Annotated in this window: 26 protein-coding genes; 17 read left to right on the top strand and 9 right to left on the bottom strand. The window is 38.9% G+C overall.

Features of this window, described 5'->3' with window-relative positions:
- Positions 1–273 precede the first annotated feature (273 nt).
- Positions 274–843: an alkyl hydroperoxide reductase subunit C gene (ahpC, locus tag AC27H3_RS09165; RefSeq protein ID WP_487105553.1), complete on the top strand. Its 570-nt coding sequence runs from the start codon at positions 274–276 to the stop codon at positions 841–843.
- 103 nt (positions 844–946) lie between these two features.
- Positions 947–2548: an alkyl hydroperoxide reductase subunit F gene (gene ahpF, locus AC27H3_RS09160; protein WP_487105551.1), complete on the top strand. Its 1602-nt coding sequence runs from the start codon at positions 947–949 to the stop codon at positions 2546–2548.
- A gap of 117 nt (positions 2549–2665) precedes the next feature.
- Here ahpF and oxyR read toward each other — a convergent pair whose 3' ends face one another.
- Both oxyR and AC27H3_RS09150 read right to left on the bottom strand, forming a co-directional pair.
- Positions 2666–3565 (bottom strand): DNA-binding transcriptional regulator OxyR, encoded by a 900-nt coding sequence (gene oxyR / locus AC27H3_RS09155; RefSeq protein WP_487105549.1) that lies wholly within the window; start codon positions 3563–3565, stop codon positions 2666–2668.
- 180 nt (positions 3566–3745) lie between these two features.
- Complete coding sequence (locus AC27H3_RS09150; RefSeq protein ID WP_487105547.1) at positions 3746–4111, bottom strand: cupin domain-containing protein; 366 nt, start codon at positions 4109–4111, stop codon at positions 3746–3748.
- A gap of 242 nt (positions 4112–4353) precedes the next feature.
- On the opposite strand from AC27H3_RS09150, the gene lexA reads away from it, so the two are divergent.
- From lexA to AC27H3_RS09125, 5 genes are all read left to right on the top strand, one after another.
- Positions 4354–4968 carry a transcriptional repressor LexA gene (gene lexA / locus AC27H3_RS09145; protein WP_487105545.1) on the top strand — a complete coding sequence of 205 codons (615 nt, stop codon included), beginning with the start codon at positions 4354–4356 and terminating at the stop codon, positions 4966–4968.
- Between the two features lie 577 nt (positions 4969–5545).
- On the top strand, positions 5546–7087 hold the full coding sequence (gene coxB, locus AC27H3_RS09140) for a cytochrome c oxidase subunit II (protein WP_487105697.1): 1542 nt from the start codon (positions 5546–5548) through the stop codon (positions 7085–7087).
- Positions 7088–7099: 12 nt separating this feature from the next.
- Entirely contained in the window at positions 7100–8704 is a 1605-nt protein-coding gene (gene ctaD / locus AC27H3_RS09135; RefSeq protein WP_487105543.1) for a cytochrome c oxidase subunit I, read from the top strand.
- 11 nt (positions 8705–8715) lie between these two features.
- Positions 8716–9300, top strand: a complete 585-nt coding sequence (locus AC27H3_RS09130) for a cytochrome c oxidase assembly protein (RefSeq protein ID WP_101685938.1) — start codon at positions 8716–8718, stop codon at positions 9298–9300.
- A 30-nt stretch (positions 9301–9330) separates the two neighbouring features.
- A complete protein-coding gene (locus AC27H3_RS09125; protein ID WP_487105541.1) occupies positions 9331–10215 on the top strand; it encodes a cytochrome c oxidase subunit 3 in 885 nt (294 codons plus the stop codon).
- Between the two features lie 78 nt (positions 10216–10293).
- On the opposite strand, the gene AC27H3_RS09120 is transcribed toward AC27H3_RS09125, so the two are convergent.
- Positions 10294–10503, bottom strand: coding sequence for a DUF2909 domain-containing protein (locus AC27H3_RS09120; protein ID WP_085303203.1), 210 nt, complete (start codon positions 10501–10503; stop codon positions 10294–10296).
- Positions 10504–10554: 51 nt separating this feature from the next.
- On the opposite strand from AC27H3_RS09120, the gene AC27H3_RS09115 reads away from it, so the two are divergent.
- The 5 genes from AC27H3_RS09115 to AC27H3_RS09095 all read left to right on the top strand — a co-directional run bounded on the left by AC27H3_RS09115 (position 10555) and on the right by AC27H3_RS09095 (position 14540).
- Positions 10555–11292 carry an SURF1 family protein gene (locus AC27H3_RS09115; protein WP_487105539.1) on the top strand — a complete coding sequence of 246 codons (738 nt, stop codon included), beginning with the start codon at positions 10555–10557 and terminating at the stop codon, positions 11290–11292.
- Between the two features lie 80 nt (positions 11293–11372).
- Positions 11373–11933 carry a hypothetical protein gene (locus AC27H3_RS09110; protein WP_487105537.1) on the top strand — a complete coding sequence of 187 codons (561 nt, stop codon included), beginning with the start codon at positions 11373–11375 and terminating at the stop codon, positions 11931–11933.
- Position 11934: 1 nt separating this feature from the next.
- The gene (locus AC27H3_RS09105) at positions 11935–12942 is read left to right on the top strand and encodes a COX15/CtaA family protein (RefSeq protein ID WP_487105535.1); all 1008 of its coding nucleotides are present in this window, start codon (positions 11935–11937) and stop codon (positions 12940–12942) included.
- Positions 12943–12951: 9 nt separating this feature from the next.
- Positions 12952–13869 carry a heme o synthase gene (gene cyoE, locus AC27H3_RS09100; RefSeq protein ID WP_487105533.1) on the top strand — a complete coding sequence of 306 codons (918 nt, stop codon included), beginning with the start codon at positions 12952–12954 and terminating at the stop codon, positions 13867–13869.
- Positions 13869–14540 (top strand): SCO family protein, encoded by a 672-nt coding sequence (locus AC27H3_RS09095; RefSeq protein WP_487105531.1) that lies wholly within the window; start codon positions 13869–13871, stop codon positions 14538–14540. The genes cyoE and AC27H3_RS09095 overlap by 1 nt, the downstream gene beginning before the upstream one ends.
- Positions 14541–14689: 149 nt before the next feature.
- Here AC27H3_RS09095 and AC27H3_RS09090 read toward each other — a convergent pair whose 3' ends face one another.
- Positions 14690–15739 carry a polysaccharide deacetylase family protein gene (locus AC27H3_RS09090; RefSeq protein ID WP_487105530.1) on the bottom strand — a complete coding sequence of 350 codons (1050 nt, stop codon included), beginning with the start codon at positions 15737–15739 and terminating at the stop codon, positions 14690–14692.
- 98 nt (positions 15740–15837) lie between these two features.
- Between AC27H3_RS09090 and AC27H3_RS09085 the strand changes: the two genes are divergently transcribed.
- Complete coding sequence (locus AC27H3_RS09085) at positions 15838–17169, top strand: MATE family efflux transporter (RefSeq protein ID WP_487105528.1); 1332 nt, start codon at positions 15838–15840, stop codon at positions 17167–17169.
- A gap of 48 nt (positions 17170–17217) precedes the next feature.
- On the opposite strand, the gene AC27H3_RS09080 is transcribed toward AC27H3_RS09085, so the two are convergent.
- Positions 17218–17454 carry a hypothetical protein gene (locus AC27H3_RS09080; protein WP_085303216.1) on the bottom strand — a complete coding sequence of 79 codons (237 nt, stop codon included), beginning with the start codon at positions 17452–17454 and terminating at the stop codon, positions 17218–17220.
- 22 nt (positions 17455–17476) lie between these two features.
- Positions 17477–18055, bottom strand: a complete 579-nt coding sequence (gene nfuA, locus AC27H3_RS09075; protein WP_487105695.1) for a Fe-S biogenesis protein NfuA — start codon at positions 18053–18055, stop codon at positions 17477–17479.
- Between the two features lie 252 nt (positions 18056–18307).
- Here nfuA and AC27H3_RS09070 point away from each other — a divergent pair, with 252 nt between their 5' ends.
- Positions 18308–20860: a M14 family zinc carboxypeptidase gene (locus AC27H3_RS09070; protein ID WP_487105525.1), complete on the top strand. Its 2553-nt coding sequence runs from the start codon at positions 18308–18310 to the stop codon at positions 20858–20860.
- A 13-nt stretch (positions 20861–20873) separates the two neighbouring features.
- On the opposite strand, the gene AC27H3_RS09065 is transcribed toward AC27H3_RS09070, so the two are convergent.
- Positions 20874–21644, bottom strand: a complete 771-nt coding sequence (locus AC27H3_RS09065; RefSeq protein ID WP_487105523.1) for a ComF family protein — start codon at positions 21642–21644, stop codon at positions 20874–20876.
- A gap of 66 nt (positions 21645–21710) precedes the next feature.
- On the opposite strand from AC27H3_RS09065, the gene bioH reads away from it, so the two are divergent.
- The 3 genes from bioH to AC27H3_RS09050 all read left to right on the top strand — a co-directional run bounded on the left by bioH (position 21711) and on the right by AC27H3_RS09050 (position 23859).
- Positions 21711–22493, top strand: a complete 783-nt coding sequence (gene bioH, locus AC27H3_RS09060) for a pimeloyl-ACP methyl ester esterase BioH (RefSeq protein ID WP_487105521.1) — start codon at positions 21711–21713, stop codon at positions 22491–22493.
- A gap of 77 nt (positions 22494–22570) precedes the next feature.
- Positions 22571–22870, top strand: coding sequence for a hypothetical protein (locus AC27H3_RS09055; RefSeq protein ID WP_487105519.1), 300 nt, complete (start codon positions 22571–22573; stop codon positions 22868–22870).
- Positions 22871–22875: 5 nt separating this feature from the next.
- Entirely contained in the window at positions 22876–23859 is a 984-nt protein-coding gene (locus AC27H3_RS09050) for a putative metalloprotease CJM1_0395 family protein (RefSeq protein WP_487105517.1), read from the top strand.
- A gap of 101 nt (positions 23860–23960) precedes the next feature.
- Here the strand turns inward: AC27H3_RS09050 and pyrE are convergent, their stop codons facing one another.
- A complete protein-coding gene (pyrE, locus tag AC27H3_RS09045; RefSeq protein WP_487105515.1) occupies positions 23961–24602 on the bottom strand; it encodes an orotate phosphoribosyltransferase in 642 nt (213 codons plus the stop codon).
- Between the two features lie 18 nt (positions 24603–24620).
- Positions 24621–25334: a ribonuclease PH gene (gene rph / locus AC27H3_RS09040; RefSeq protein ID WP_487105513.1), complete on the bottom strand. Its 714-nt coding sequence runs from the start codon at positions 25332–25334 to the stop codon at positions 24621–24623.
- Positions 25335–25374 lie beyond the last annotated feature (40 nt).

The raw sequence follows: 25374 nt of genomic DNA, 5'->3' as shown, positions 1-25374 counted from the left end.
TTTATTATTTTTTTGTATTAGTGTTTTATGACAAGCGCCCCTCATTTGAAGGGCGCTTTTTTTGTCTTTAATACTTAAAAACCAGTAACCTCTATCTCTAACTTATAAATAATATTTCAAGACAGGGATAGTCACATATATACATGCATACACAAATTGATAGGTTTTACCTATTGATGTTATAAATTCAAACGATTGTTCCTATTTGAAATTCCGGCGTATCATTCTCCCAACTTAACAAGAACTCATTTTTATAAACAAGTGGAGATACACATGTACCAATCAATTATCAATTCAACTATTCAACCATTTAACGCAACAGCATTTAGTAATGGCGATTTTATTGACGTTTCTGAAGCTGATGTAGCTGGCAAGTGGTCAGTATTCTTCTTTTACCCAGCTGACTTTACTTTTGTATGTCCGACTGAGTTAGGCGACATGGCTGATCACTACGCACAGTTACAAGAAATGGGCGTTGAAGTTTACTCAGTATCAACTGATACACATTTTACGCATAAAGCATGGCATGCCAGTTCAGACACTATTGGCAAGATTCAATATCCAATGATTGGTGACCCAACAGGTAAAATTACTCGTAATTTTGGTGTCATGATCGAAGAAGATGGTTTAGCGCTACGTGGTACGTTTGTTGTTAACCCTGAAGGCGAAATTAAAATTGCTGAAATACATGACTTAGGTATTGGTCGTTCTGCAAAAGAATTGGTTCGTAAAATTCAAGCAGCACAATATGTAGCTGAACATGACGGAGAAGTTTGTCCTGCAGCATGGCAGCCAGGTGCAGATACATTAACACCTTCTTTAGACTTAGTTGGCAAAATCTAAACTAAGCATAATATTGCCGCGATATTAAATTAAATATCGCGGTTAATTTTAAACCAACAAACGCCTTAAATCTTATTCATCACAATTTTCGAAGGAATAAACCATGTTAGATACAAACTTAAAACAACAACTAACAACCTATTTGCAAAATTTAACATCGGCTGTTGAATTATCAGTATTTTTAGGTGACGACTTAAAATCAAAAGAATTAAATACTTTGGTGACAGAAATTGCACAAATGTCGCGATTAGTGTCTGTTGTAGAGGCAGATGCAAGCAATGAACGTGTGCCATCAATGTTAGTAAAATCTGTTAAAACTGGCGGCGAAATGCGTTTTGCCGGTGTACCTATGGGGCATGAATTTACCTCGCTTGTGTTAGCCCTTTTACACAGTGGCGGACACCCAATAAAACTTGATAAAGCAGTGATAGAACAAGTAGCAGCATTAGAAGGAAACTATAGCTTTGAAACCTATATTTCTTTAAGTTGCCAAAATTGCCCAGACGTAGTGCAAGCGTTGAACATGATGGCCGCCATTAACCCACAGATTCAACATGTAATGATCGATGGCGCTTTATTCCAAGAAGAAGTGTACAAACGTGATATTTTATCAGTACCTGCGGTTTACCTTAATGGACAAGCGTTTGGTCAAGGCCGAATGACAGTAACCGAAATTTTAAATAAAGTAGATACTAATGCCGGTGCAAGACAAGCGAAAGCAATAAACAATAAAGAAGCTTTTGACTTATTAGTTATAGGTGGCGGGCCTGCAGGAGCAGCCTCTGCAATATATAGTGCTCGCAAAGGTATTCGTACCGGTATTGTTGCTGATAAGTTTGGTGGCCAAGTACAAGACACTATGGCGATTGAAAACTTTATTTCAGTAAGTGCTACCGAAGGTCCAAAACTGGTGGCAAGTCTAGAGAATCATGTAAACGACTACGATGTTGATATTATGAATAATCAACGTGTAAAAAATATTATTGAAAGTGATGTTGAAGGTGGTTTAATCACTGTTGAATTAGAAAATGGTGCAACATTACAAACACGCTCAACCATTATTGCCACTGGTGCTAGATGGAGAGAAATGAATGTAACCGGTGAGCAAGAATATCGAGGTAAAGGTGTTGCTTATTGCCCTCATTGTGACGGCCCTTTGTTTAAAGGAAAATCAGTTGCAGTAATTGGTGGTGGTAATTCAGGTATTGAGGCAGCCATTGATTTAGCAGGCTTGGTTGAGCATGTTACTGTTTTAGAGTTCGATAGTACTTTACGTGCTGATGCTATATTGCAAAACAAAGCACGTTCTTTGCCGAATATTGACATTATTGTTAATGCACAAACGACTGAAGTGTTAGGCAATGGAAAACATGTAACCGGGCTTAATTACTTGAATCGTGCGACTGATGAGCAAGAAACAATAGAACTTGCCGGTATATTTGTACAAATTGGTTTGGTGCCTAACTCTCAGTTCTTAAAAGGCACAGTAGAGTTAACAGAGCGTGGCGAAGTTGTGGTTAATCAAAAGGGTGAAACAAATATGGCTGGCGTTTATGCGGCTGGCGATGTTACTAATACACCGTTTAAGCAGATTATTATTGCCATGGGCAGTGGTGCAACGGCGGCGTTAGGTGCCTTTGATTATTTAATCAGAACACCTAATCCACTAGAGAACACTGAAAAGCTGACTGAAGCTGCTGCATAATATTCAACAAACTCTTGAACCTTTAAACGCTATTGTGAAAACAATAGCGTTTTTTTATTTTTAAAGTAACTCAAGTACGAGCACGTTAAATTAAATGATACGTTAAGTGACTATGTGCTAATCGAACAAACCTGTTACGGCTTGGCGAATATGGCTCACTATCGCTCTAACACTTTCCATGCGAGCGTAACCACTTCGACATAACAATACAATTTCACGAATCGGTTGAGGCTCTTGAAAAGGAATATAATGAATATGCTTTTGTGGTGCATAATTCATCGTTGCTAATTGTGGTAACAAGGTGATACCCATATTACTTGCCACCATGTAACGTAAAGTTTCAAGGCTAGTAGCGCGAAAACTATGATCTTCTTCCGCACCGGCACTAAAACAATAACCCATGGCCTGATCTCTTAAACAATGACCATCTTCTAAGGTGAGAATTTTTTGATTATGTAAATCATCAAAGGTTACCAATGAACGCTCTGCCATTGCATGAGATGCAGATGTAGCCATTACCAGAGGCTCGTTAAATAAATCGTAGCGTTCAAAACGTGCCATTTCGGGTAGCCAAGGCAGAATCAAAACATCAAGCTTGCCCGTTTCTAATTCTTGCAGTAAATCTTGCGTTCTGTTTTCATGTAAATAGAAATTTATTTTGGTTAGATTACTGTTCAACTCCGGCATAATGTGCGGCAGGATATAAGGGGCAAGTGTAGGAATTAACCCGATATGTAAATCACCTGAAAGCGGGTCAAGTAAGGCTTTAGCTGCTTCTTCAAAGTTATTTGCCGCAGTTAATACTTGCTGCGCTTGCTGCACAAGTTTTTCACCCGCTGGCGTTAACATAACATTACGCGGTTGCCGCTCAATTAAAGTTAACTTAAGGCGCTGTTCTAACTTTAAAATTTGCCCACTCAGCGTTGGTTGACTTACAAAACACGCATCGGCCGCATGACCAAAGTGTTTGTAGTGACCGATAGCCGTTAGGTATTCTAGGTCGCGAATTTTTATCATAGTTACAGTCTATGGTTACCTGAAAATTAATAGCTACAATATATTAACTGAAGCGAGTCAATTTAGCGAAATGCTAATCTTCACTAGGGAGTTTTTTGCTAAACCTACCTTTGAATTGATTCAATATTTTTATAGCGATACTAAACATATTATTGCCGGTTATTAATACTGAAGGTTAGCTTATATCCATAAATCATTTTGCGCGGTGAGCTTACCCGTTGCCTCACCCGTATTTACAACTCCTTTAGGTTCTATAATCATGATTTTGCATTCAGCATTAGCTACAGGCTTATGCTCTACACCTTGAGGGATTACGTACATTTCGCCAGCCTCTAACGTTACAAGGGTATCTCGAAATTCGATGCTCAGTGTACCTTCAATAACTATAAAAACTTCATCAGTATCAGGGTGGTTATGCCAAACAAACTCGCCTTCAACTTTAACCAGTTTAAATTGATAATCATTCATTTCAGCTATTACACGAGGAGACCAATGGTCGGAAAATTTAGTAAATTTCTCTTTAAAATTAATAACTTTAGATTGCATACTCACTTCTTTATGTTTATCGGTTATTTATTAATGTTACATTATTTCAGCGCCTTAGGAACAATTAATGCCTGATTTAATGAAAGTGCAGGATTGGTTTTATTGGTGTTTATAGCCGCTAAAATAATAAAACCGCTTAATACCATAACAATAAAATCTTGCGTTTACTCTAGGCCTGTATACAATAACAGTAATACTGTTTAAAAATACAGGCTTAACCATCAGTCGCTTAAGGAATGAAAATGCGCCCTTTAACACCTAGACAACAGCAGATATTTGATCTGATCAGAGAGAAAATAGCCGATACAGGTATGCCGCCAACACGTGCTGAAATTGCGACTAATTTTGGTTTTAAGTCAGCCAATGCCGCAGAAGAGCATTTGAAAGCACTGGCGAAAAAGGGTTATATAGAGATGTTGCCTGGTACATCGCGTGGTATTCGCCTTGCAGAAGAATTTATGGAAGAAGATGGTTTACCGCTTATTGGGCGTGTGGCTGCCGGCGAACCTATTTTGGCGCAAGAGCATGTAGAGCAACATTATAAAATTGATGGTAGTTTATTTCATCCTGCTGCAGATTATTTATTGCGTGTAAATGGCGAAAGCATGAAAGACATTGGGATATTAGACGGTGATTTATTAGCCGTGCACCAAACAACTGATGTGCAAAGTGGCCAAGTTATTGTAGCCAGAGTTGAAGACGATGTAACCGTTAAGCGCTTTAAACGTGAAGGCAACGTGGTTTATTTGCATGCCGAAAATGAAGACTTTGAACCTATTAAAGTGGACTTACGTTCGCAGCAGTTCAATATTGAAGGGTTGGCAGTCGGTGTAATTAGAGCTGCCGATTGGATGTAATTGTAATAAAACGTTAAATTTTTTCATCATTTTAAATCCAGCAACTTTAAATCCTGCAATATAATACAGATTAAACTCGTTTTTTTTTGAAATCATTCGGTTTAATCTGTTTTTTTATCTATCTTTCCCCCGCCATTTTTATCTTATTTTTGTTAACGACTAAAATACACATTTTACTTTAAATTCTCGTGAGTTGTAGATTTTTTATACAGATTTATTTTGGTGTTGATTATTTATTATTCAGTGTAAAAAAATCAACTTGAACAATAAATAAACATTCAGCATAACCTTTTAGAAATGGACCTTTCATTCAGTTTAGGGTTATTACTCTATTGTATTTATTAGTTTTTATTTTCAATGCATTTGAAATTTTAAATTGACCCCGATCAACTTTTAAGTAATTCTAGTCTAGAAAACGTACAAACATAACAATAGGGCGTACTTGACCGTTGTCGAATAATACGTCACTTAAATAATAATAAATGTATGCGCAAAACAGCCGGCTTTCATGATGAAACTGTGTTGTTTTGCCTTAAAAGGGTGAAGGAGATGTCGAGTGAAAAGACGTAACCTAGGTATGCTGTTGCTAGGGGGCTTGTTGTCTAGTTCGGTTTGGGCAGATATGCCGCTGAACTTAACCAAAGGCGTTACAGATGTCAGTAGAGACGTATATGATTTACATATGTTGGTGCTCTATATCTGTACTGCTATTGGTGTTGTAGTATTTGGTGCCATGTTTTGGTCTATGGTTTTTCACCGTAAATCAAAAGGCTTTAAGCCAGCAACCTTCCATGAAAGCACAAAAGTTGAAATTCTCTGGACGGCAATCCCTGTCGTCATACTAATCGCTATGGCTGTTCCTGCCACTATAACGCTCATTGATATGGAAAATAACGATGATGCCGATTTAACTATTCAAGTTACTGGCTCCCAGTGGAAGTGGCATTATAAGTACTTCGATCAAGATATCGAATTCTATTCCGTACTTTCTACACCACGTGAACAGTACGAAAACCAAGATGGTACTTCAGCCGATAAAGGTGAACATTACCTGCTCGAGGTTGATCGCCATTTAGTAATTCCTACTAACAAAAAAGTACGTTTTGTTATTACCTCTGATGATGTTATTCACGCGTGGTGGGTGCCAGCATTTGCGGTTAAACAAGATGCTAACCCAGGTTTTATTAATGAAGCTTGGACCAAAGTAGATGAACCTGGAATTTATCGAGGCCAATGTGCTGAGCTGTGTGGTAAAGATCATGGTTTTATGCCGATTGTTGTAGAAGTTAAATCTGAAGCTGATTATGCGATTTGGCTTGATGAACAAAAGCAACTTAAAGCTAATGCTGCAGCTGCTGAGGCCGCGTCATTAAATGCTTCTGTACCTTTAGAAGAGTTAATGCAACTGGGTGAAACCACTTACACTGCTTATTGTGCGGCTTGTCATCAAGTGAGTGGCCAAGGTTTACCACCAGCATTTCCAGCACTTAAAGGCAGTGCCATTGCAACTACAGGCCCAGTTAGTGAGCACATAGATATTGTGTTCAATGGTAAAGCGGGCACAGGTATGCAAGGTTATGGAAAGCAACTCAGCTTAAAAGAAATCGCGGCAGTGGTTACCTACGAGCGTAATGCTTGGGGTAATAATACTGGTGATGCGGTACAAGCTGCTGATGTTAAAACTGTCTCGGGCGGTGAAGATGCAAGCATCTTAGGCGCTGTTGAAGATGCCGTTGAAAATGTTGCAGAACAAGTAACAGAAGTAGTTGAAGAAATTATACCAGCCGAAGATTTAGCCAAGGTTTATAGCGAAGCTGAATTAATGACCATGGGTGAAGAAGTTTATATGGCATCTTGTGCTGCTTGTCATCAAGCTAATGGAACAGGTATGGCACCGGTATTTCCTGCACTGGTAAATAGCCCCATTATTAAAGGCGACGTAAAAGTACATCTCGACATGGTACTGAACGGAAGTAAGAAAAATCCAGCGATGGCGGCATTTGCTAGCCAATTAACTAAAACGCAAATTGCTGCGGTTGTAACTTATGAGCGAAATGCTTGGGGTAACAATACCGGTGATTTAGTCCAGCCAGCAGATGTTGCTGCTAGCGCGAAGTAGGGAGGCGTTATAATGACTACAGATGTAATTAATGATCAATCAGAACATGATCCACATGACGGTGATCACCATGATCATAAAATGACCGGCCTGAAACGCTGGTTATATACTACTAACCACAAAGACATCGGATCGATGTACTTATGGTTCTCATTTATTATGTTTTTAACTGGCGGTGTTATGGCGCTAGTTATCCGCGCTGAGTTATTTCAGCCTGGTTTACAAATAATTGAGCCTGACTTCTTTAACCAAATGACGACTGTACACGGTCTTATCATGGTTTTCGGTGCAATAATGCCAGCCTTTACAGGTTTAGCTAACTGGATGCTACCTATGATGGTAGGTGCGCCAGACATGGCATTGCCACGATTGAATAACTGGAGTTTTTGGATTCTCCCATTTGCTTTCGCTATTTTATTGTCGACTTTCTTTCTAGAAAGTGGCGCGCCAAACTTCGGTTGGACCTTCTACGCACCATTATCAACAACTTACAGTAACGGTAGTACGGCACTGTTTGTATTTGCGGTACATATTATGGGGATTTCCTCAATAATGGGCGCAATTAATATCGTTGTTACCATTATGAATATGCGTGCGCCGGGTATGACTTACATGAAAATGCCACTATTTGTTTGGACATTTTTCATCACGGCTTACTTGTTAATTGCGGTAATGCCGGTGCTCGCGGGCACGGTAACTATGGTGTTAACCGATACTTATTTTGGTACCAGCTTCTTTGATGCCGCTGGTGGTGGTGATCCCGTAATGTTCCAGCATATTTTCTGGTTCTTTGGTCATCCTGAAGTTTACATTATGATTTTGCCTGCGTTTGGTATTGTATCTACAACTATTCCTGCATTTGCACGCAAACCACTGTTTGGTTATAGCTCTATGGTTTACGCAACGGCATCGATTGCCTTCTTGTCGTTTATTGTTTGGGCGCATCACATGTTTACCACAGGCATGCCACTATTTGGCGAACTGTTTTTCATGTATTGCACCATGTTAATTGCCGTACCAACGGGTGTTAAAGTCTTTAACTGGGCGGCAACTATGTGGCGTGGCTCAATTAGTTTTGAAACACCAATGCTGTTCTCTATTGCCTTCGTGATTTTGTTCACTATTGGTGGCTTTTCTGGCTTGATGCTAGCGATGACTCCAGTCGATTTTCAATATCATGATACTTACTTTGTGGTTGCTCATTTCCATTATGTATTAGTTACCGGTGCGCTTTTCTCTATTTTTGCAGGCGCATACTACTGGTTACCAAAATGGACTGGCTACATGTACAACGATACCTTAAGTAAGTGGCATTTTTGGTGTTCACTAGTTTCAGTGAATTTACTGTTTTTCCCTATGCACTTTTTAGGATTAGCGGGTATGCCTCGTCGTATTCCTGATTATGCATTGCAATTTGCTGACTTTAATAAATGGGTCAGTATTGGCGGCTTTGCTTTTGGTATTTCACAGTTAATATTCTTGGTATTGGTTATCAAGTGTATTAGAGGTGGCGACAAAGCACCGGCGAAACCTTGGGAAGGTGCAGAAGGATTGGAATGGACAGTGCCTAGCCCTGCGCCGTATCACACTTTTGAAACACCACCAAAAATTGATTAATTGGAAATAAAATGACTAACGGCGAATCGCAAAATAAGTTGTCGGAACAAACACAAGCAAAAACACATGATGCATCAGTGAAAAAAACAGTTAAAAAGCTGATGCTCATCGTTTTTGGTATGTTTGGTTTTGGTTTTGCGATGGTACCGTTATATGACGTGTTTTGTGATATCACAGGTTTAAACGGTAAAACGTCTAATGTGGCAGCAAGTTACAATGCTGTATCGGTAGATACCGAACGTACGATTACGGTGCAATTTTTGACAAGAACCGCCAAGGGTATTCCTTGGCGGTTTGAGCCAATGATCAACGAAGTAAAAGTACACCCAGGTGAGCGTAAGGTCGTAAAGTTTTACGCGAAGAATGAATCGGTTAGTAATATTGTTGGCCAAGCCGTGCCGTCAGTATCACCGGGTCGGGCTGCGGTTTATTTTCAAAAGATTGAATGCTTTTGTTTTAATAATCAGCCGCTAAAAGCCAGTGAAGATGTTGAAATGGGTTTGCAATTTTATGTTGATGTAGATTTGCCAGACGATGTTTCAACCATCACGTTATCTTACACCTTATACGATATTACAAGCTCAGTTGATTCTTAAGTGCTTGGCACTTAATTGAGGGGAACAACAATGACAACCAAAGAATACGAAAGTTATTACGTACCAGCGCAAAGCAAATGGCCAATAATTGGGGCAATAGCGCTGTTTTTAATTGCTGTAGGTGCTGGCAATTATGTTTCAAATTTAAATAATCCTGAAGCTAGCGGTGGAGGTTGGGTTTTACTGGCCGGTATTGCTTTGATTATATATATGGTTTTTGGCTGGTTTAACAATGTTATTACCGAGTCAATGGCTGGAAAGTATAGCCATCAAATGGACAACTCTTTCCGCCAAGGTATGAGCTGGTTTATTTTTTCAGAAGTGATGTTTTTTGCGGCATTTTTTGGTGCCTTGCTTTACGCCCGTACTTTTTCAGTACCGTGGCTTGATGGTGCAGGAAACAATGCAGCAACGGCAGCCATTTTATGGCCAGACTTTACGGCAACTTGGCCGTTAATTAAAACGCCTGATGGTACTGAAACCACTGCCATGGGTTGGTATGGTTTACCACTCATTAATACTATTTTGTTGTTAACTTCTTCAATTACAGCACATTTTGCTCATGTTTCACTCGAGCAAGAAAAACGTGAATTATTGAAGTTTTGGTTAGGACTAACCGTGGTATTAGGTATTGTATTCTTGTTTTGCCAAGGCCTAGAGTATGCTCATGGTTATGCTGATGAAATGAAGCTGTACCTAGATAGTGGCATTTACGGTAATACCTTTTACTTGTTAACCGGCTTTCACGGTATGCATGTAACCTTAGGGACTATTATGCTACTGGTTATGCTGATCCGCGTATTTAAAGGACATTTTACCCCGAAAAACCACTTTGCGTTCCAAGCCGCAAGTTGGTATTGGCATTTTGTTGATGTGGTTTGGGTAATTTTATTTGTTTTTGTTTATATCATTTAACGTTATAAATAACGGCAATGTTATACAGCCCGTGTAAGTATTTGAAGGTACGGTAAAGTAATCCGTACCTTCAACTATTTAGAAAGGGCGAGGGTTTGGGGTGATAACCCCAGTGTATATACCAAGTACTAGCAGTAAAATTATCACAACCGATGTTATTACCCTGCGGCCAATAAACTTAGACATAGGTGGCTTGTCAGGATCATTTTTATTCATAATGAACAATGCCCTAAATAAGTTGTAAATCATAAAGGCTAGTAAGCCAACAACAATAATTTTAATTAACACAGCATTCTCTCTTTTATAGTCTGTTTTTAGTTAGTGAACATGCGGTAGTCTATGAATCTGGTATCAATTCAGCACAAGTTAAAGCAACTTAATTGGCCAATGGTTATATTTACCATGCTAGTATTTTCGTCATTAATCAAGCTCGGATTTTGGCAAATTGAACGCGCACTTGAAAAAGAGCAACGTCAAGAACGTATACAAGCATTAAGTCAACGTGATGCTCTCTCATTAGCCCAAGTAAAAGCACTTGAAGGCTTACAAGATGGTATTAACGATTTACCGATTAAATTGACCGGTTATTTTGATTCAGAGAAAGTTTTTTTACTTGATAACCAACCTAATAAAGGGCGATTAGGTTATCGGGTGTATCAAATTATTGAAAGTAATGGCGATACCATATTAGTGAATCTAGGATGGGTGCAAGGGTCTATAGACAGAAATGTTTTGCCTGAAATAACACCGGTAACCGGTCAGCACACAATCACAGGCCATATAAGAGAAATTGAAGTAGGCATTCAATTACAAGCTCAAGACTTAACTAATGCAACATGGCCATTGCGAGTACAACAAATTGAATTAGATAAATTTTCGGCATTAATCAACAAGAAACTATTGCCCTTTGTTGTTTACTTAGATACAAAAGAAACACTGGGTTATAAAAAAAATTGGCAGCCCATCGTAATGCCACCTGAAAAGCATCGAGGATATGCTTTTCAATGGTTTAGTTTGGCATTGGCTTGGATCAGTTTAATGATTTGGGCAGCGATAAAAATGGCTAAGCATGAATAACTAAACGAATCTTAAATATACATTAGCAAGTAGAGTAGAAAATACCGACATTAAATAATAAGAAAAAAAGGCTGAGTTGTATGAGTTCTTCAGAGTTAAATAAATCGCGCCGCAGTATGCTAATTCTTTTAGCGGTATTTATTATCCCCGTTGTGCTAGCTAAATTAGCATTAAATCAACAATGGTTTAATTATGGTGTAACTAACCAAGGGCAGTTAATTGATAATGAATTAACGCTGGCAAAACTGGGGTTGAATGTAGACGAGTTTGAGCATCAATGGTTAATGTTGTACACCTTACCTACGCAGTGCGATGTACAGTGCGAAAAAGTATTAGTTAGCGTTAACAATACCTATATTGCACTTGGCAAAGAAATGCCACGCGTAAAACCCGTTGCTTTAACTCAAGCGGACTTAACGACGTCGCAAGCAGAAAAAATTAATAGTAAAAAATGGCATATTCAAGCTATGCCAGCATTAGCAAAAATAGAAATAAAGCAATCCCAAGTACTTATTGTTGACCCTTTAGGTAACGTTATTTTAAGCCATATACCACCAAAAAGTGATAAACAATTACCGCAGTTTGGTAAATCGATATTAGCTGACTTTAAGAAGTTATTGAAATATTCGAGGATTGGCTAATATGAGAACGCAAAGCTCGTCTGACATTAAAAAACTGGTTTTTGTTAGTATTTTATTAGCTATAGTGGTGGTTAGCTTAGGTGCCTATACTCGCCTAACACATGCAGGGCTTGGTTGTCCTGATTGGCCTGGCTGTTACGGTTTTATTGACGTACCAAAAACCAGTGAACAAATTCTTATTGCTGAACAAGCATTTCCCGACCGCCCAGTAGAGCACCACAAAGCTTGGAATGAAATGATCCATCGTTACTTTGCTGGCGCTTTAGGCTTATTAATTTTATTGATTGCATTAATATCTATAAAACGGCGTGCTCAAGGCGGCCCGGTGCGTTTACCGATCTTGATATTATTGGTGGTGATTTTTCAAGCCGCGCTTGGGATGTGGACCGTAACTATGATGCTAATGCCTGTGGTGGTAATGGGGCATTTACTCGGTGGGTTTACCACCTTATGTTTATTATTTTTATTGTATTTGCGCTTGAGTGCTCATCGAGTACCCGGTGGTGATTTCGCTTTGAAAAAATATGCTAAATTTAGCGTTATTGGCATTTTTATTTTAGCTGGGCAAATTAGTTTAGGTGGTTGGACATCGTCAAATTATGCGGCGTTAACATGTACTGAGCTGCCTATTTGTCAAGATGGCTGGATTCAACAGCTAAATTTTGAACATGCACTAGACCTTATTCCGCCAGAAAAAGACAGTTACGAATTTGGTCACTTAGATCATGCATCGCGCTTAACCATTCATGTTATGCATCGTATTGGTGCTATAGTAACTACGCTTTATTTAATGTGGCTTGCTATCAGTATATATCGTAACGCTCAGTCGCCATTTTTTAGAAATGCAGCATTGAGTTTAGGTTTTATACTTAGCGTACAAGTAGGTTTAGGCATAAGTAATGTTTGGTTCTCTTTACCGCTGAGCGTTGCAGTTAGTCACAATGTGGTAGCGGCAATGTTAATGATGTCATTAATTAGTATGACATACAGTTTAAAACGGAAAATTTAGGGGCATAGTATGAGTCAAAGTAATACGGTAGAAGCGAGTCATAGCGCACCTAGTACGCCAGTTTGGCGAGATTATTATGAAATAACCAAACCCCGCGTTGTGGCATTGTTGGTATTAACGGCATTAGTAGGTATGTGTTTATCCGTACCGGGCGTTATTCCTTGGCAAGTTTTAGTACCTTCAATGATAGGTATTGGTTTTTTATCTTCAGCCGCCGCTGCTATCAACCACATTGTTGATGAACGTATAGATAAAGTGATGGGGCGAACTTATAATCGCCCATTGCCTAATGGCAGACTAACAGCTCGAAGTGCCACCATATTTGCCATTAGTTTAGCAGTAGTCGGTTTTATCGTGTTATATACACTGGTAAACCCATTGACAGCTTGGTTAACTTTTTCAGGCTTAGTAGGTTATAGTTTTGTTTACACCATGTACTTAAAGCGAGCTACACCGCAAAATATTACCATTGGCGGTTTAGCTGGCGCAATTCCTCCTTTATTAGGTTGGACAGCCATGACCAATGAAGTGCATCCTAATGCCTTATTGTTAGTGCTATTAATCTTCACTTGGACACCACCACATTTTTGGGCTTTAGCCATTCATCGTAAAGACGAATACGCTAAAGTTAACATTCCGATGTTACCAGTAACTCACGGGGTAAATTTCACCAAAACTCAAATTTTACTTTATACCGTACTATTGTTTGTTGTCGGTTTATTGCCTTATCTAGTTGGCATGAGTAATTGGTTATATTTAATTGGCGCTGTAGTTTTAAACTTGGTGTTTTTTGCTTATGCTTGGAAGTTAAAGTTTAATGCCGATGAGGAAACTGCCATGGACACCTTTAAATTTTCGATTGTACATTTAATGGCGTTATTTATTATTTTGTTACTTGATCATTATTTATTACCGGTAACGGGCTAATGAATAAAATTGTTACGGTAATAGTTGCACTAGGTGCGCTTGCGGCAGGCTTAGTATTATTTAGTCAACTAAATCAAAAATCGCCAGTTGAATTTGCTTTACATTATCAACAAGCTAGAGATGTAAAAGCATTTGAATTAACTGATCACCTAGGCGAAAAGTTTAACAATGAATCGCTCAAAGGTAAGTGGAATTGGGTGTTTTTTGGTTATACCTCGTGCCCTGATGTTTGCCCAACAACGCTACAAGAATTGAACTTTATTTACGATGATTTGCAAGCGGTAACAGATAACAATCAAGTACTGTTAGTTTCTGTTGATCCCAAGCGCGATACGCAGGAAAAACTAGCCAGTTATATTGGTTATTTTAATCCTGAATTTAAAGCATTGTATGGCGATCATGGCGCGTTATTTCCATTTGCCCGAAACCTAGGCTTAATGTATGCGATAACCGAACCAGAAGTTGATTTACCAGCAAATAGCGATGCCATAGAAAATCACGGAGCAACAGTCACTAATTACTTGGTTGATCATAGCGCTTCGTTAGTGTTAATTAATCCTAACGGTAAAGTTGAAGCGATATTTAAGCCTAAACAAGCCTTAGGTGCAGTACCTGTGATTGAAGGTGATAAGCTGGTGAGTGATTTTGCAAAAATAGTTGCTTTGTACTGAGTTTAGCTTCAACGCAGAAAAGTAAAATTTAGCTCAGCCATTATCATTGTTTTCAGTGAAAATGGCTGAGCTTATGTTTATTTTGATAGATAAAGCACGGGATAACTTGTTATATAGCCAAGTTATCTAGTCAAGTTATCCAGCCGTTGTTATAACGGATACCACTCTCGATTTTCCTTAAGAATAAACCAAGGTTTTGAAAACCAATAATAACGCCCCGGCTCGCTTATACTCGGTGCAGTGCAGTTGCAACGAACACGGCCTGGCTTTAGTGGTGCGCTAAAATTAATAACAAAGGTTTTATCATTTTGCCATTCGATTTTTTGTCTACCTAGCCCTGAAATATAACAATGAAGTTGGTCTGGTGAGAAATCCTCTTCCTCAACAGTCATGGTAATTGAAGTTGCTTGACCTTGTTCAAAAATTGTTTGTAGGTTGTCGCCGTTTAATTGAATATTAAAAGGCAATGATTCTAACTTGTCACGCAGACTTGAAAGCTGGTCATACGGTTGTGATGCAGGAAAACGTGGAATACTGGTTAGGTCAGTATCTAAACCAACAGCGCCTGATTGCTGAGAAAAAGCGACAAAATTATTATCACGTACCCATTGCTGAACTTCAGGACTAAACTCACCATAAGGGTAAGCAAAATAACGCCAACTTTGGCCGGTTTCAGCTTTAATAACTTCTTCAGCGCGTAATAAGCTTTCTGTATTTTTTGCTAACCAAGCTTGGCTGGTTATGCCGTCTGGTATACGCGCTAGCGAATCATGCTCCATGCCATGATTGGCAATAATTACCCCGTCATCAGCCATCGCTTTTAATTGTTGCCACGACAGAAAGTGTGAAGTGTTTTGTCCAACAATGCCAGGATTTATAAATATGGTAAAAGGAAAGTTATGTTTATCTAGTATCGGTTTACCGTTGGTTAAAATGTCTATGTAGGCATCATCGAATGTGATCACCACTGTTTTGTCAGGTAAGGTTTTTTGCTGTTTTATCGCGTCTATTAACGTCGATAAAGCAACAACTTTAAAGTTATTGTCTTGCAAATATTGCATATGCTTTGAAAATTGCTCGGGCGAAATACTAGTACTTGCTGGCGTGTCTTCACTTACATGATGATATTGCAATATAACAGTAGCAAAACTAGAGAAGTGTAAGCACAAGCACAATGCTGCCAAGAGACGGTATTTCATGATAATCTTCCTGCAAAATAAGAGACATTAAAAGCACAGGTAAAATAGCTTTTTTTTCGCTATAGATATAGCCCAATTCATAACAAAGGTCAGTTTTTTTGAAATTCAATGATATAGAACGGCATAAACAGCTGTTCGTACTTGCATTACCGATGATTTTATCAAATATTACCGCACCATTATTAGGTTTAGTTGATACCGCGGTTATCGGCCACTTATCTCATTCTTATTATTTGGGCGGAAGTACGGTCGGCGCGATGATCATAACCGTGATTACATGGTTATGTGGTTTTTTACGCATGTCGACTACCGGACTATCAGCACAAGCATTTGGTGAAAAAAATGACCAACGAAACTGTTTAATTTTACTCCGTGGTATTATTGTCGCTTTTAGTATTGGTTTAACCGTTATTTTACTGCAAGGCGTTTACCTTGATGTAGCGCTAGCACTTGCCGGTGGCTCCGAACAAGTGCAGTTTTATGCGAAAGAATATAGTGCTATACGCATTTGGGGCTTACCTGCGGCTTTAGCAAATTTAGTCATTATGGGTTGGCTACTTGGTAACCATCAAGCAAAAGCCGTAATGTGGCTCATTATTGCCACAAATTTAATAAATTTAGGCTTAGATTTATTGTTTGTTATGGGCTTTGGCTGGCAAGTTAAAGGTGTGGCATTTGCGACACTTATTTCAGAATACAGTGGTTTGCTTATTGGTTTAGCCTTTGTATTTAAAAACTTTCAGCAAAAGTTTATTGGCTTGTTTAGCAGTTTTCAGCATTTATTAAGTGAGGTAGTTGAGCGCTCGGCTTTACTTAGCTACTTTAAACTAAATCGAGATATTTTAATTCGAACCTTATGCTTAGAAGTTTGCTTTGTTTTTATGACCTTCCAAGGAGCAAGGTTAGGTGATGACGTTATAGCTGCTAATGCCATTCTAATGAATTTTTTATTGTTAATATCGTTTGGTTTAGATGGCATCGCTAATGCCGCCGAAGTCATGGTTGGAAAAGCAAAAGGTGAGAACAACCAAAAAAGCATGTTTGTCAGCGTAAATATTGCCTTGTTCTGGACTGGAATTTTTGCCCTTTGCTACAGCGTGTTATTTTATCTTGCTGGCCGATATTTCATTTTAGCTATTAGTGATATAACTGCCGTAGTTGACTATGCACAACAGCATTTATTCTGGATAGTAGCGCTACCTTTATTAGCGTGTTGGTGTTATTTATACGACGGTGTTTATGTAGGTTTAATGCAAGCACATATTATGAGAAACAGTATGCTTATTGCTACCTTTGCCTGCTTTTTCCCCGTATGGTGGTTATTACAAGGTTACGGGAACCATGGGCTGTGGGCTGCATTTTGTGTGTTTATGTTAGCGCGTGGCGTAACTTTAGCTTGGCATTACCAACGTAATAAAAATGCTTTTTAACGACTTTAGGGGTTAAGGGTTTTAACGCTTTATTATACTACTTGTACTTTATGGCTTAGTACGATTAAAAATATGATACAACCGATTAGCAAATAATCCCACATAACCATAAATAGCTAACAAACACCCGCAAGCTAAAATAATAAGACCTATTATTTGCCAAATATGGCTGTAATAAAGGCCTAAAAAGATAAAACAAGCGCCAATAATAAAAAGGCCAAGTCCTCTGAGAAAACGCTGCATTGAGCGTTGAGGATCTTGGCCAAGTTTTTCTAACAATGACATTTGTAACGAATGCTAATTGTGTTTAGTAATATGAATGCTCACCACGTTCGTGTTCAGTCATATCTTTAACACCTTTAATTTCATCACCCATCATGTCGATTAACTGTTTTTCAATGCCGTCTTTAACCGTAACATCAATTTGAGCACAACCATTACAGCCGCCGCCGAATTGTAATACCGCATAACCGTCTTCGGTAATTTCCATTAAAGTACATTCACCGCCATGGCCAGCCAGTTGTGGATTTACTTCAGACTTTAAGAAGTAATCAACACGTTCAAATAAAGGCGCGTCATCACCTACTTTACGTAGTTTAGCATTTGGCGCTTTTAGGGTTAATTGAGAACCCATTTGGTCGGTGGTGAAATCAATTTCAGCTTCTTCTAAAAATGATTTGCTATCGGCATCAATATAAGCAGAAAAATGTTCAAATTTTAGTTCAATATCGTCAGCTTCAACAGCGTCAGCTGGACAGTACGATACACCACATTCTGCGCTTGCTGTGCCCGGGTTTACAACAAAAACGCGGATACTTGTACCTTCTGCTTGACCAGAAAGTAGTTTTACAAAATGTTCTTGTGCAGTTTCTGAAATGTTAATCATCATACTAGTTTACTCTCACTACTGGGTGGAACTTTTTACAGGCATTGAATTTTCAATACCCGACTATTTTACTCAAGTATCATCATTTTACTCTGCTCTGTCGTTTGGCGCTAGTCCTAGATGGCATAATTTATACAGCTAAAATTTTAAAAATTATCTAACCAAAAGATAAACCCTTAATTCTGAGAAGAAAACTAGTTCAAACGCCATAATTTTGTTATTTTATCAGGTAACTAATTAAGGAATGCTCGTATGTCGTTATCGCTGTGTCGAATTGTAATTTTTTGTTTATTTAGTCTCTCGTTTACTGTTTTAAGTGCCAGCGTAAGTACGTATTTACCCAAAGGTAGTGGTTATCAGCAAACAATACCTACGCCAGAGTCTGTATTAGGCTTTGGTATCGGTGAACGTCATCCTCGTCATGATCAAATCTTAAGTTATTTACATCAGGTAGCGGCAACTTCTGATCGCGTTAATATTGCTGAAATGGGCCGAACCACGCAATTTCGTTCACAAGTATTACTCACTATTTCTAGTCCAGAAAACCTTAGCAATATAGATGATATTCTAGCAAGGCGCTCAGACATAGCGGCCTCATCTAAAGATCCTATTGTTGTTTGGCTTGGATACAGTGTACATGGCGATGAAATAAGTGGTACCAATGCTGCCATGGTAGTGGCATATCATTTAGCTGCTTCACAAGATAAAGCTGTGGCTGATATGCTCAACGATACCATTATCGTGATAGAGCCCAGTTTAAACCCCGATGGTATGGACAGGTTTGTAAACTGGGTAACAACCCATCGTGGTATCTCGGAAAATTCTGATCCAAATCATATTGAACATCATCAAGATTGGCGTACTGGTCGTACTAATCATTTTGGCTTTGATTTAAACCGTGATTGGTTGTTGTTATCCCAAAAAGAGAGTCAAAATCGTTTACCCTATTTTCACCAATACCAACCCAATGTCTTGGGCGACTTTCATGAAATGGGCGCAAACGGTAGTTATTTCTTTCAGCCCGGTATTCCAACGCGAACTCATCCATTAACACCAGCCAAAAACACTGAATTAACGCAGTTGTTAGCGACTTATCATGCTAAAGCACTTGATACGCAAGATCGCTTATATTACAGCGAAGAAAGCTTTGACGACTTTTATTACGGCAAGGGCTCTACCTATCCTGACATTAATGGCGGTATTGGCGTTTTGTTTGAACAGGCAAGTAGTCGAGGCCTACAGCAAGATACAGTGAATGGTTTATTAACCTTTGAGTACGGCATTCAAAATCAAGTGTTAACGTCGTTATCAACCATTGAAGGGGCATGGAAAAACCAAGCGAAATTCAAAGATTATCGTCGAGACTTTTTTAAACAAGCCCAAAAGCAAGCCAGCGATGAAAACTTTAACGGTTATATTTTTACTGAAACACAAGACAATTACCGCTTACAAACTTTTCTAAGCAAGTTGCAGCAACATCAAATTAAAGTTTACCCGCTCAAGCAAGATTACAAACGCCATGAACTCACCTATATCGCTGAACAAAGCTACTATGTTCCATTAGCACAGCCTCAGTATCGTGTAATTAAAGCCTTATTTAATCAAGATAAAAACTTTAAAGATAATACCTTTTATGATGTCTCTGGTTGGACATTACCGCTAGCGATGAATATAAAGTTTGATCAAGTTAGCAGCACTTGGGGCTTAAAAACTCAAGATAAGCCTTGGCGAGAAATGGCGGGAGAAACAGCCGAATTTGATAACTCTGCTTACGCTTATGTATTTGAGTGGCATGAATTCTTAGCTCCAAAACTGTTACACAAAATTGCTCAAGCTAACATCAAAGCAAAGGTGGCTACTAAAGATTTTTCAGCTTCAGTTAACGGCGAAGTTAAAACCTTTAACCCTGGTACCATTATTGTTCCTGCAGGTATTCAAGAGCTTGCAAACTGGCGCAGTACATTAGTGGGCTTTGCAAATCAGAGCCAAATACCGCTGAACGCTTTATCGACAGGCTTAACAACCAAAGGGATTGATATTGGCAGTAGCTCATTTCGTCCTATATCAGCGCCGAAAGTATTGTTAGTTGGTGGTAAAGGTGTCTCTCAATATGAAGCAGGTGAAATGCTTTATTACCTCGATAATTTACTAGAAATACCGGTAACTGTAGTTGAAATGCAAAGGTTAGCGGCCATTGATTTAGCCAGTTATAGCCACATTATTATGGTTGACGGTAAGTACAAAGCACTAAGCACTCAGCTCGTAGGTAAGTTTGCTTCATGGATGGCAAGTGGTGGTGTTATTTTTAGCCAGAAAAGTGCCGCTAAATGGCTATCGTCGAATGAGCTTTTAAAAATGGATTTTGTTAGTAAAAACCATATTGACCAATTGTTTGACACTGAAAAACTCACTTATGGCGATAAAGAAAAACTGTCGGCTAGAAAACGCATTGCCGGCGCAATTTTTCAAGCCGAACTTGATATTAGTCATCCACTTGCCTACGGTTATCAACAAAGTGATTTACCTGTATTTCGTAACAGTACAATCATTATGCAGCAAACAAACGAGCCTTTTATTACCGTAGCAAAATACAGTAAAAACCCTTTATTAAGTGGCTATTCAGATCAAAATTTAGTTAATCGTTTAGCAAATAACCCAACACTTGTTGCTCATAATGTTGGTAAAGGGCGTGTTATTGCGAGTACAGATAATTTAGTTTTTAGAGGTTACTTTTTAGGTAGTATGAAAATAGTAGCAAACAGTCTATTTTTTGCGAAAGCATTTAGTGCAACCTTAGCAGAGTAAGCAGAACGAGCTATTAGCCAACAGGAATGGCGATACAAATACTGAGGAGTGTAATATGTTGCACTCCTTTTTTTTTCAATATTTTACAGATTTCATTCGCTGTGGTGCCCGTCGTTACTACGTCATCTATTAAAATAATATTTTTTGGTAAATCGTTAATGTGCTCTAGATTGATACTAAAAGCATTTTTTAAATTCTTACGGCGTTCAAATCCCGACTTTCCTACCTGATTTTCAGTACATTTTTCTCTCGTTACCACACTAGCCTGATAAGGGTATTCAAATTTTTTAGCAAATTGTTGAGCAATTAAATGTGCTTGATTAAAGCCGCGAGTTTGCCATTTTTTAATGTGCAACGGCACCGATATGACTAAGGTATTAGTAGGAGTTAAATCGACATTTTCAACCACTAATAAATCATGCCAATGATTAATAAGCAATTGGCTTAACAGCTCAGCAAGTTCTGTTTTATATTGATATTTTAACTGACTGATCCAAGTGTCGAACGGCCACACATAAGGCGCGATAGCGACAAGGTGGTCAAAATTATTTTTTGGAATAAGTTTTGTTACCGCAGGCCAAGTAAGCAGATCATAAGGCAGATATTGATAATTAAAATAAGGTAAATCTGCTTGGCAAAACTGACAAAGTAAAGGGTGCTTTTGGCAATCATTACCACATAAAAGGCAGCAGCTTATTTTCAGTCTAAAGCTTAAAAACTGTTGGTGTAGTGTTAGACCTAAATATTTTAGTATTGTGCTGTTTAAAGTATTGCCAAATTCCATTTTTAGCATCCATTGGTTAAACTATGCGCCAACCCGTTGTGGATATTATAAGGCGTGATAAATAGCATGGCACAAAGATTAAAAATTGCGAGTAAAGGGCATGGTATTCCATTAGTGTTTATTCATGGTTGGGGACTTAACTCTGCGGTTTGGCAGCCTTGCCTAGCGAATTTACAAGCAGACTTTGAAGTTATTACGGTTGATCTTCCCGGTTTTGCCAGCAATAGCGCAATGCAACTTGAGCAATATTCTTTAGTTGAAATAGCGAAAGAAATTATCATGGCTGTGGGAAAACCCGCCATTTATGTTGGTTGGTCTTTAGGCGGGTTAGTGGCTAGCCAAATAGCGATAAGTCATTCATCAAAATTATTAGGGCTGGTAACCGTTGCCAGTTCACCGCAATTTGTTGAACGCGATAATTGGCCGGGGATTAAAGCAAGTGTGTTGGCTTTATTTCATCAACAACTGGCTCAAGATACTACAAAAACCATCAGTAATTTTTTAAAAATTCAAGCCATGGGCAGCCCGCATATTCGCCAAGATATTAAAACTATTCGTGATTTAGTGATGCAGCACGATCAACCCACTCAGCAAGTGTTAGATAACTCATTAAGTTTATTAGAAACCTCAGATATATCTGAGCAGTTAACTAGTATTCATCAACCATTTTTACGACTGTATGGCAAGCTTGATGGCTTAGTGCCTAAGCAAGTTATTAAGCTAGTTGATGAACTTGTGCCAAGCAGCCAGAGTTATGTATTTGAGCAAGCTTCTCATGCACCCTTCATATCTCACCAGCGTGAGTTTTTAACGATATTAAAAAGCTGGGTTCTTAAAAGTTTTTCTTAAAAAATACTAAGTTTACTTTCTAGCTATTTTGGTTAATAATTAAACAGGTCACTAAAGGTAATAATTTAGGAGTTTTCATGGAAATTCAATCTGCTTTTAATGCCGGCGTGCAAGGCTTTCAAAAAGCTAATGAAAGTGCTTATAAGGCTGCCGAAGAAATAGCCACCAATGTTGGTATTACACCTGAAACTTATGGCATAGGTGGGCAAAGTAGCAACCAAGTTGCAGGGGCTACACCCGAAAGTTTAAACACCCCAACGAATCTTACACAATCTGTGGTTGATTTACGCGTGGCAGAATTTCAAGCTAAAGCATCTGCTAACGTAATTGAATCAGCAGATGAAAACCTTGGCACATTGTTAGACGTGCGCGTTTAATTACTATGAATATCACGCCGCAAAGCAATCAACTTCCATTACCAACTGCTGTTAATTTGCAGACCGATAGCTTGCGCCGTGATAACCAACAAAGAGAAATAATTACCCGGCCAGAACCCTCTAGCCAATCAGCAGCTGAAAAAGGCGTTGCTTCAGATAAAGAGCGAGGTCGTACACCTGCTCAAAATAATCAACAAGTAGACTTCGCGAGTTTACGTAAACAAGCAGAGCTTGCTAACGATGTTATTGGCAACGGCTCAGGCCGTAACGCAGGTAACAATGAAAATTCAGAGCAAGGATCAGATCAAGAAAATAAAGATAGTTCTGCCGATTCAAAACAAGGCCAAAACGCTGCAACTGATTCGCAAAAATCTGATACTGAAGCCTTAGCAGAAAAAGAGATTATTCGCGATTTAGAACTTCGTGATCAAGAAGTACGAACCCATGAAAGAGCCCATGCATCTGTGGGTGGTGCACATACTGGCGCACCAACTTACACGTATGAAACTGGGCCTGATGGCAAAAAATATGCTGTTGAAGGAGAAGTCTCTGTAGACTTAACCCCCGTTGCTGGTGACCCGAAAGAAACCATTGCTAAAATGAAGCAAGTACAGGCTGCTGCTTTAGCACCTGTAGATCCATCTTCGCAAGATATTAGGGTTGCGGCATCTGCGGCAAGTATTATTATAGAAGCACAGTCAGAGTTAATTAAAGCCAATGCAAACGCTGACAATGAAAAAGATGAACGTAGAAGCGGCGATTTATATCGCAACCAAGATTTACTGCAAAGTGATGAGAGCTTTGCAAATAATGAAAGCAGTAAAGCGTTCGATCTACAAATCGAGCAAACTTTATCAGCACAAGAAATTATTGCGCCAAGTCGATCTTTAGCGGTAGATCAAAGGGCGAACCGAATTGAACAATTTTATTCAAATATTAATCAAGCATACGAAAAACCAGCAAGCCATCAGTTTGAGTTAACCGCTTAACGCAATTTAAAAATTGGCTTTAGATACCAGTTTCAATAAATAAAAAGCCTGCAAATGCAGGCTTTTTTGTTTCATACGTTTGTCTTGGCTATTAAAGTTATTTAAATACCAAAATTCTCACGATATTTTCTGATACTCACCAAACTATCAACCATGTCAGGTTGCTCTTCCAAGTAGCTGATCACGTCTGCTAGCGTCACGATAGAAATTACTTTGGTATTAAAGTCGCGCTCTACTTCTTGAATAGCAGAAAGTTCAGCTTGACCTTTTTCTTGTCGGTCTAAAGCAATTAATACACCTGATAACTCAGCGCCGTGTGCTTGAATAATTTCCATAGACTCACGAATGGCCGTTCCTGCAGTGATTACATCATCAACCAGCATTACTTTACCTTCGAGGGCCGAGCCTACTAGACTACCGCCTTCACCGTGTTTTTTTGCTTCTTTACGGTTGAAACAATAAGGCATGTCGATATCGTAACTATCGGCAAGTGCTACTGCTGTGGTTGTGGCAATCGGAATACCTTTATATGCTGGGCCAAACAATAAATTATATTCAATGTTTGAATCTTGTAATGCCGCAGCGTAAAAACGCCCTAAACGGGCTAAGTCACGACCTGTATTAAATAGACCAGCATTAAAGAAGTACGGGCTTGTTCTACCTGACTTTAATGTAAACTCGCCAAAACGTAATACTTGTTTAGCTAAAGCAAATTCAATAAATTCGCGTTGATAATCTTTCATTTTCAGCTCCTAAATTGTTTAGTTTAAAGCGGATTTTTGTATGTCGAATAACTCGTTAATACTGTTTTTAGCTAATGCTAACATGGCTTGCATTTCGTCGAAGCTAAAAGGCTCTTCTTCTGCTGTACCTTGCACTTCAATTAACTTACCTGTTTCTGTCATTACCACATTCATGTCGGTATCGGCTGCAGAATCTTCAACGTAATCTAAATCAGAAACAGCTTCACCTTGGTAGATGCCTACAGAAACAGCAGCAATCATGTGCTTAAGTGGGTTACTATTAATAATACCTTTTGCGCGCATGTGGTTTAGGGCATCGACTAAAGCAACACAAGCGCCAGTAATTGAAGCGGTGCGAGTACCACCGTCAGCTTGAATAACATCGCAATCAACAGTAATGGTGTTTTCACCTAAAGCGACTAAATCAACTGCTGCACGCAAAGAGCGAGCAATTAAACGAGAGATTTCTAATGTTCTACCACTTTGTTTGCCATTGGCAGCTTCACGACGCATACGCGTGTGAGTAGAGCGAGGTAACATGCCATATTCAGCAGTGATCCAGCCTTTACCTTGGCCTTTAAGAAAACGTGGAACACCCGTTTCAACTGTTGCGGTACAAATAACTTTGGTGTCACCAAACTCAATAAGTACTGAGCCTTCTGCATGAGCTGTAAATTGACGAGTAATAGTTACAGGACGAATTTGCCCTAAAGTTCTGCCGCTTGGACGCATGTTACATTTCCTATCGTAGTATAATTGCTGCGCATTATAA

The organism is Colwellia sp. NW0002-52-1, from assembly GCF_057550865.1.
The sequence above is the reverse complement of the archived record's forward strand: the minus strand, read 5'-3'. Positions and strand labels throughout refer to the sequence as shown.

Excerpts from the sequence above, each read along its gene's own strand:
- ahpC (WP_487105553.1), top strand. The coding sequence starts at position 274 with ATGTACCAATCAATTATCAATTCAACTATTCAACCATTTAACGCAACA.
- ahpF (WP_487105551.1), top strand. The coding sequence starts at position 947 with ATGTTAGATACAAACTTAAAACAACAACTAACAACCTATTTGCAAAAT.
- oxyR (WP_487105549.1), bottom strand. The coding sequence starts at position 3,565 with ATGATAAAAATTCGCGACCTAGAATACCTAACGGCTATCGGTCACTAC.
- AC27H3_RS09150 (WP_487105547.1), bottom strand. The coding sequence starts at position 4,111 with ATGCAATCTAAAGTTATTAATTTTAAAGAGAAATTTACTAAATTTTCC.
- lexA (WP_487105545.1), top strand. The coding sequence starts at position 4,354 with ATGCGCCCTTTAACACCTAGACAACAGCAGATATTTGATCTGATCAGA.
- coxB (WP_487105697.1), top strand. The coding sequence starts at position 5,546 with ATGCTGTTGCTAGGGGGCTTGTTGTCTAGTTCGGTTTGGGCAGATATG.
- ctaD (WP_487105543.1), top strand. The coding sequence starts at position 7,100 with ATGACTACAGATGTAATTAATGATCAATCAGAACATGATCCACATGAC.
- AC27H3_RS09130 (WP_101685938.1), top strand. The coding sequence starts at position 8,716 with ATGACTAACGGCGAATCGCAAAATAAGTTGTCGGAACAAACACAAGCA.
- AC27H3_RS09125 (WP_487105541.1), top strand. The coding sequence starts at position 9,331 with ATGACAACCAAAGAATACGAAAGTTATTACGTACCAGCGCAAAGCAAA.
- AC27H3_RS09115 (WP_487105539.1), top strand. The coding sequence starts at position 10,555 with ATGAATCTGGTATCAATTCAGCACAAGTTAAAGCAACTTAATTGGCCA.
- AC27H3_RS09110 (WP_487105537.1), top strand. The coding sequence starts at position 11,373 with ATGAGTTCTTCAGAGTTAAATAAATCGCGCCGCAGTATGCTAATTCTT.
- AC27H3_RS09105 (WP_487105535.1), top strand. The coding sequence starts at position 11,935 with ATGAGAACGCAAAGCTCGTCTGACATTAAAAAACTGGTTTTTGTTAGT.
- cyoE (WP_487105533.1), top strand. The coding sequence starts at position 12,952 with ATGAGTCAAAGTAATACGGTAGAAGCGAGTCATAGCGCACCTAGTACG.
- AC27H3_RS09095 (WP_487105531.1), top strand. The coding sequence starts at position 13,869 with ATGAATAAAATTGTTACGGTAATAGTTGCACTAGGTGCGCTTGCGGCA.
- AC27H3_RS09090 (WP_487105530.1), bottom strand. The coding sequence starts at position 15,739 with ATGAAATACCGTCTCTTGGCAGCATTGTGCTTGTGCTTACACTTCTCT.
- AC27H3_RS09080 (WP_085303216.1), bottom strand. The coding sequence starts at position 17,454 with ATGTCATTGTTAGAAAAACTTGGCCAAGATCCTCAACGCTCAATGCAG.
- nfuA (WP_487105695.1), bottom strand. The coding sequence starts at position 18,055 with ATGATTAACATTTCAGAAACTGCACAAGAACATTTTGTAAAACTACTT.
- AC27H3_RS09070 (WP_487105525.1), top strand. The coding sequence starts at position 18,308 with ATGTCGTTATCGCTGTGTCGAATTGTAATTTTTTGTTTATTTAGTCTC.
- AC27H3_RS09065 (WP_487105523.1), bottom strand. The coding sequence starts at position 21,644 with ATGGAATTTGGCAATACTTTAAACAGCACAATACTAAAATATTTAGGT.
- bioH (WP_487105521.1), top strand. The coding sequence starts at position 21,711 with ATGGCACAAAGATTAAAAATTGCGAGTAAAGGGCATGGTATTCCATTA.
- AC27H3_RS09055 (WP_487105519.1), top strand. The coding sequence starts at position 22,571 with ATGGAAATTCAATCTGCTTTTAATGCCGGCGTGCAAGGCTTTCAAAAA.
- AC27H3_RS09050 (WP_487105517.1), top strand. The coding sequence starts at position 22,876 with ATGAATATCACGCCGCAAAGCAATCAACTTCCATTACCAACTGCTGTT.
- pyrE (WP_487105515.1), bottom strand. The coding sequence starts at position 24,602 with ATGAAAGATTATCAACGCGAATTTATTGAATTTGCTTTAGCTAAACAA.
- rph (WP_487105513.1), bottom strand. The coding sequence starts at position 25,334 with ATGCGTCCAAGCGGCAGAACTTTAGGGCAAATTCGTCCTGTAACTATT.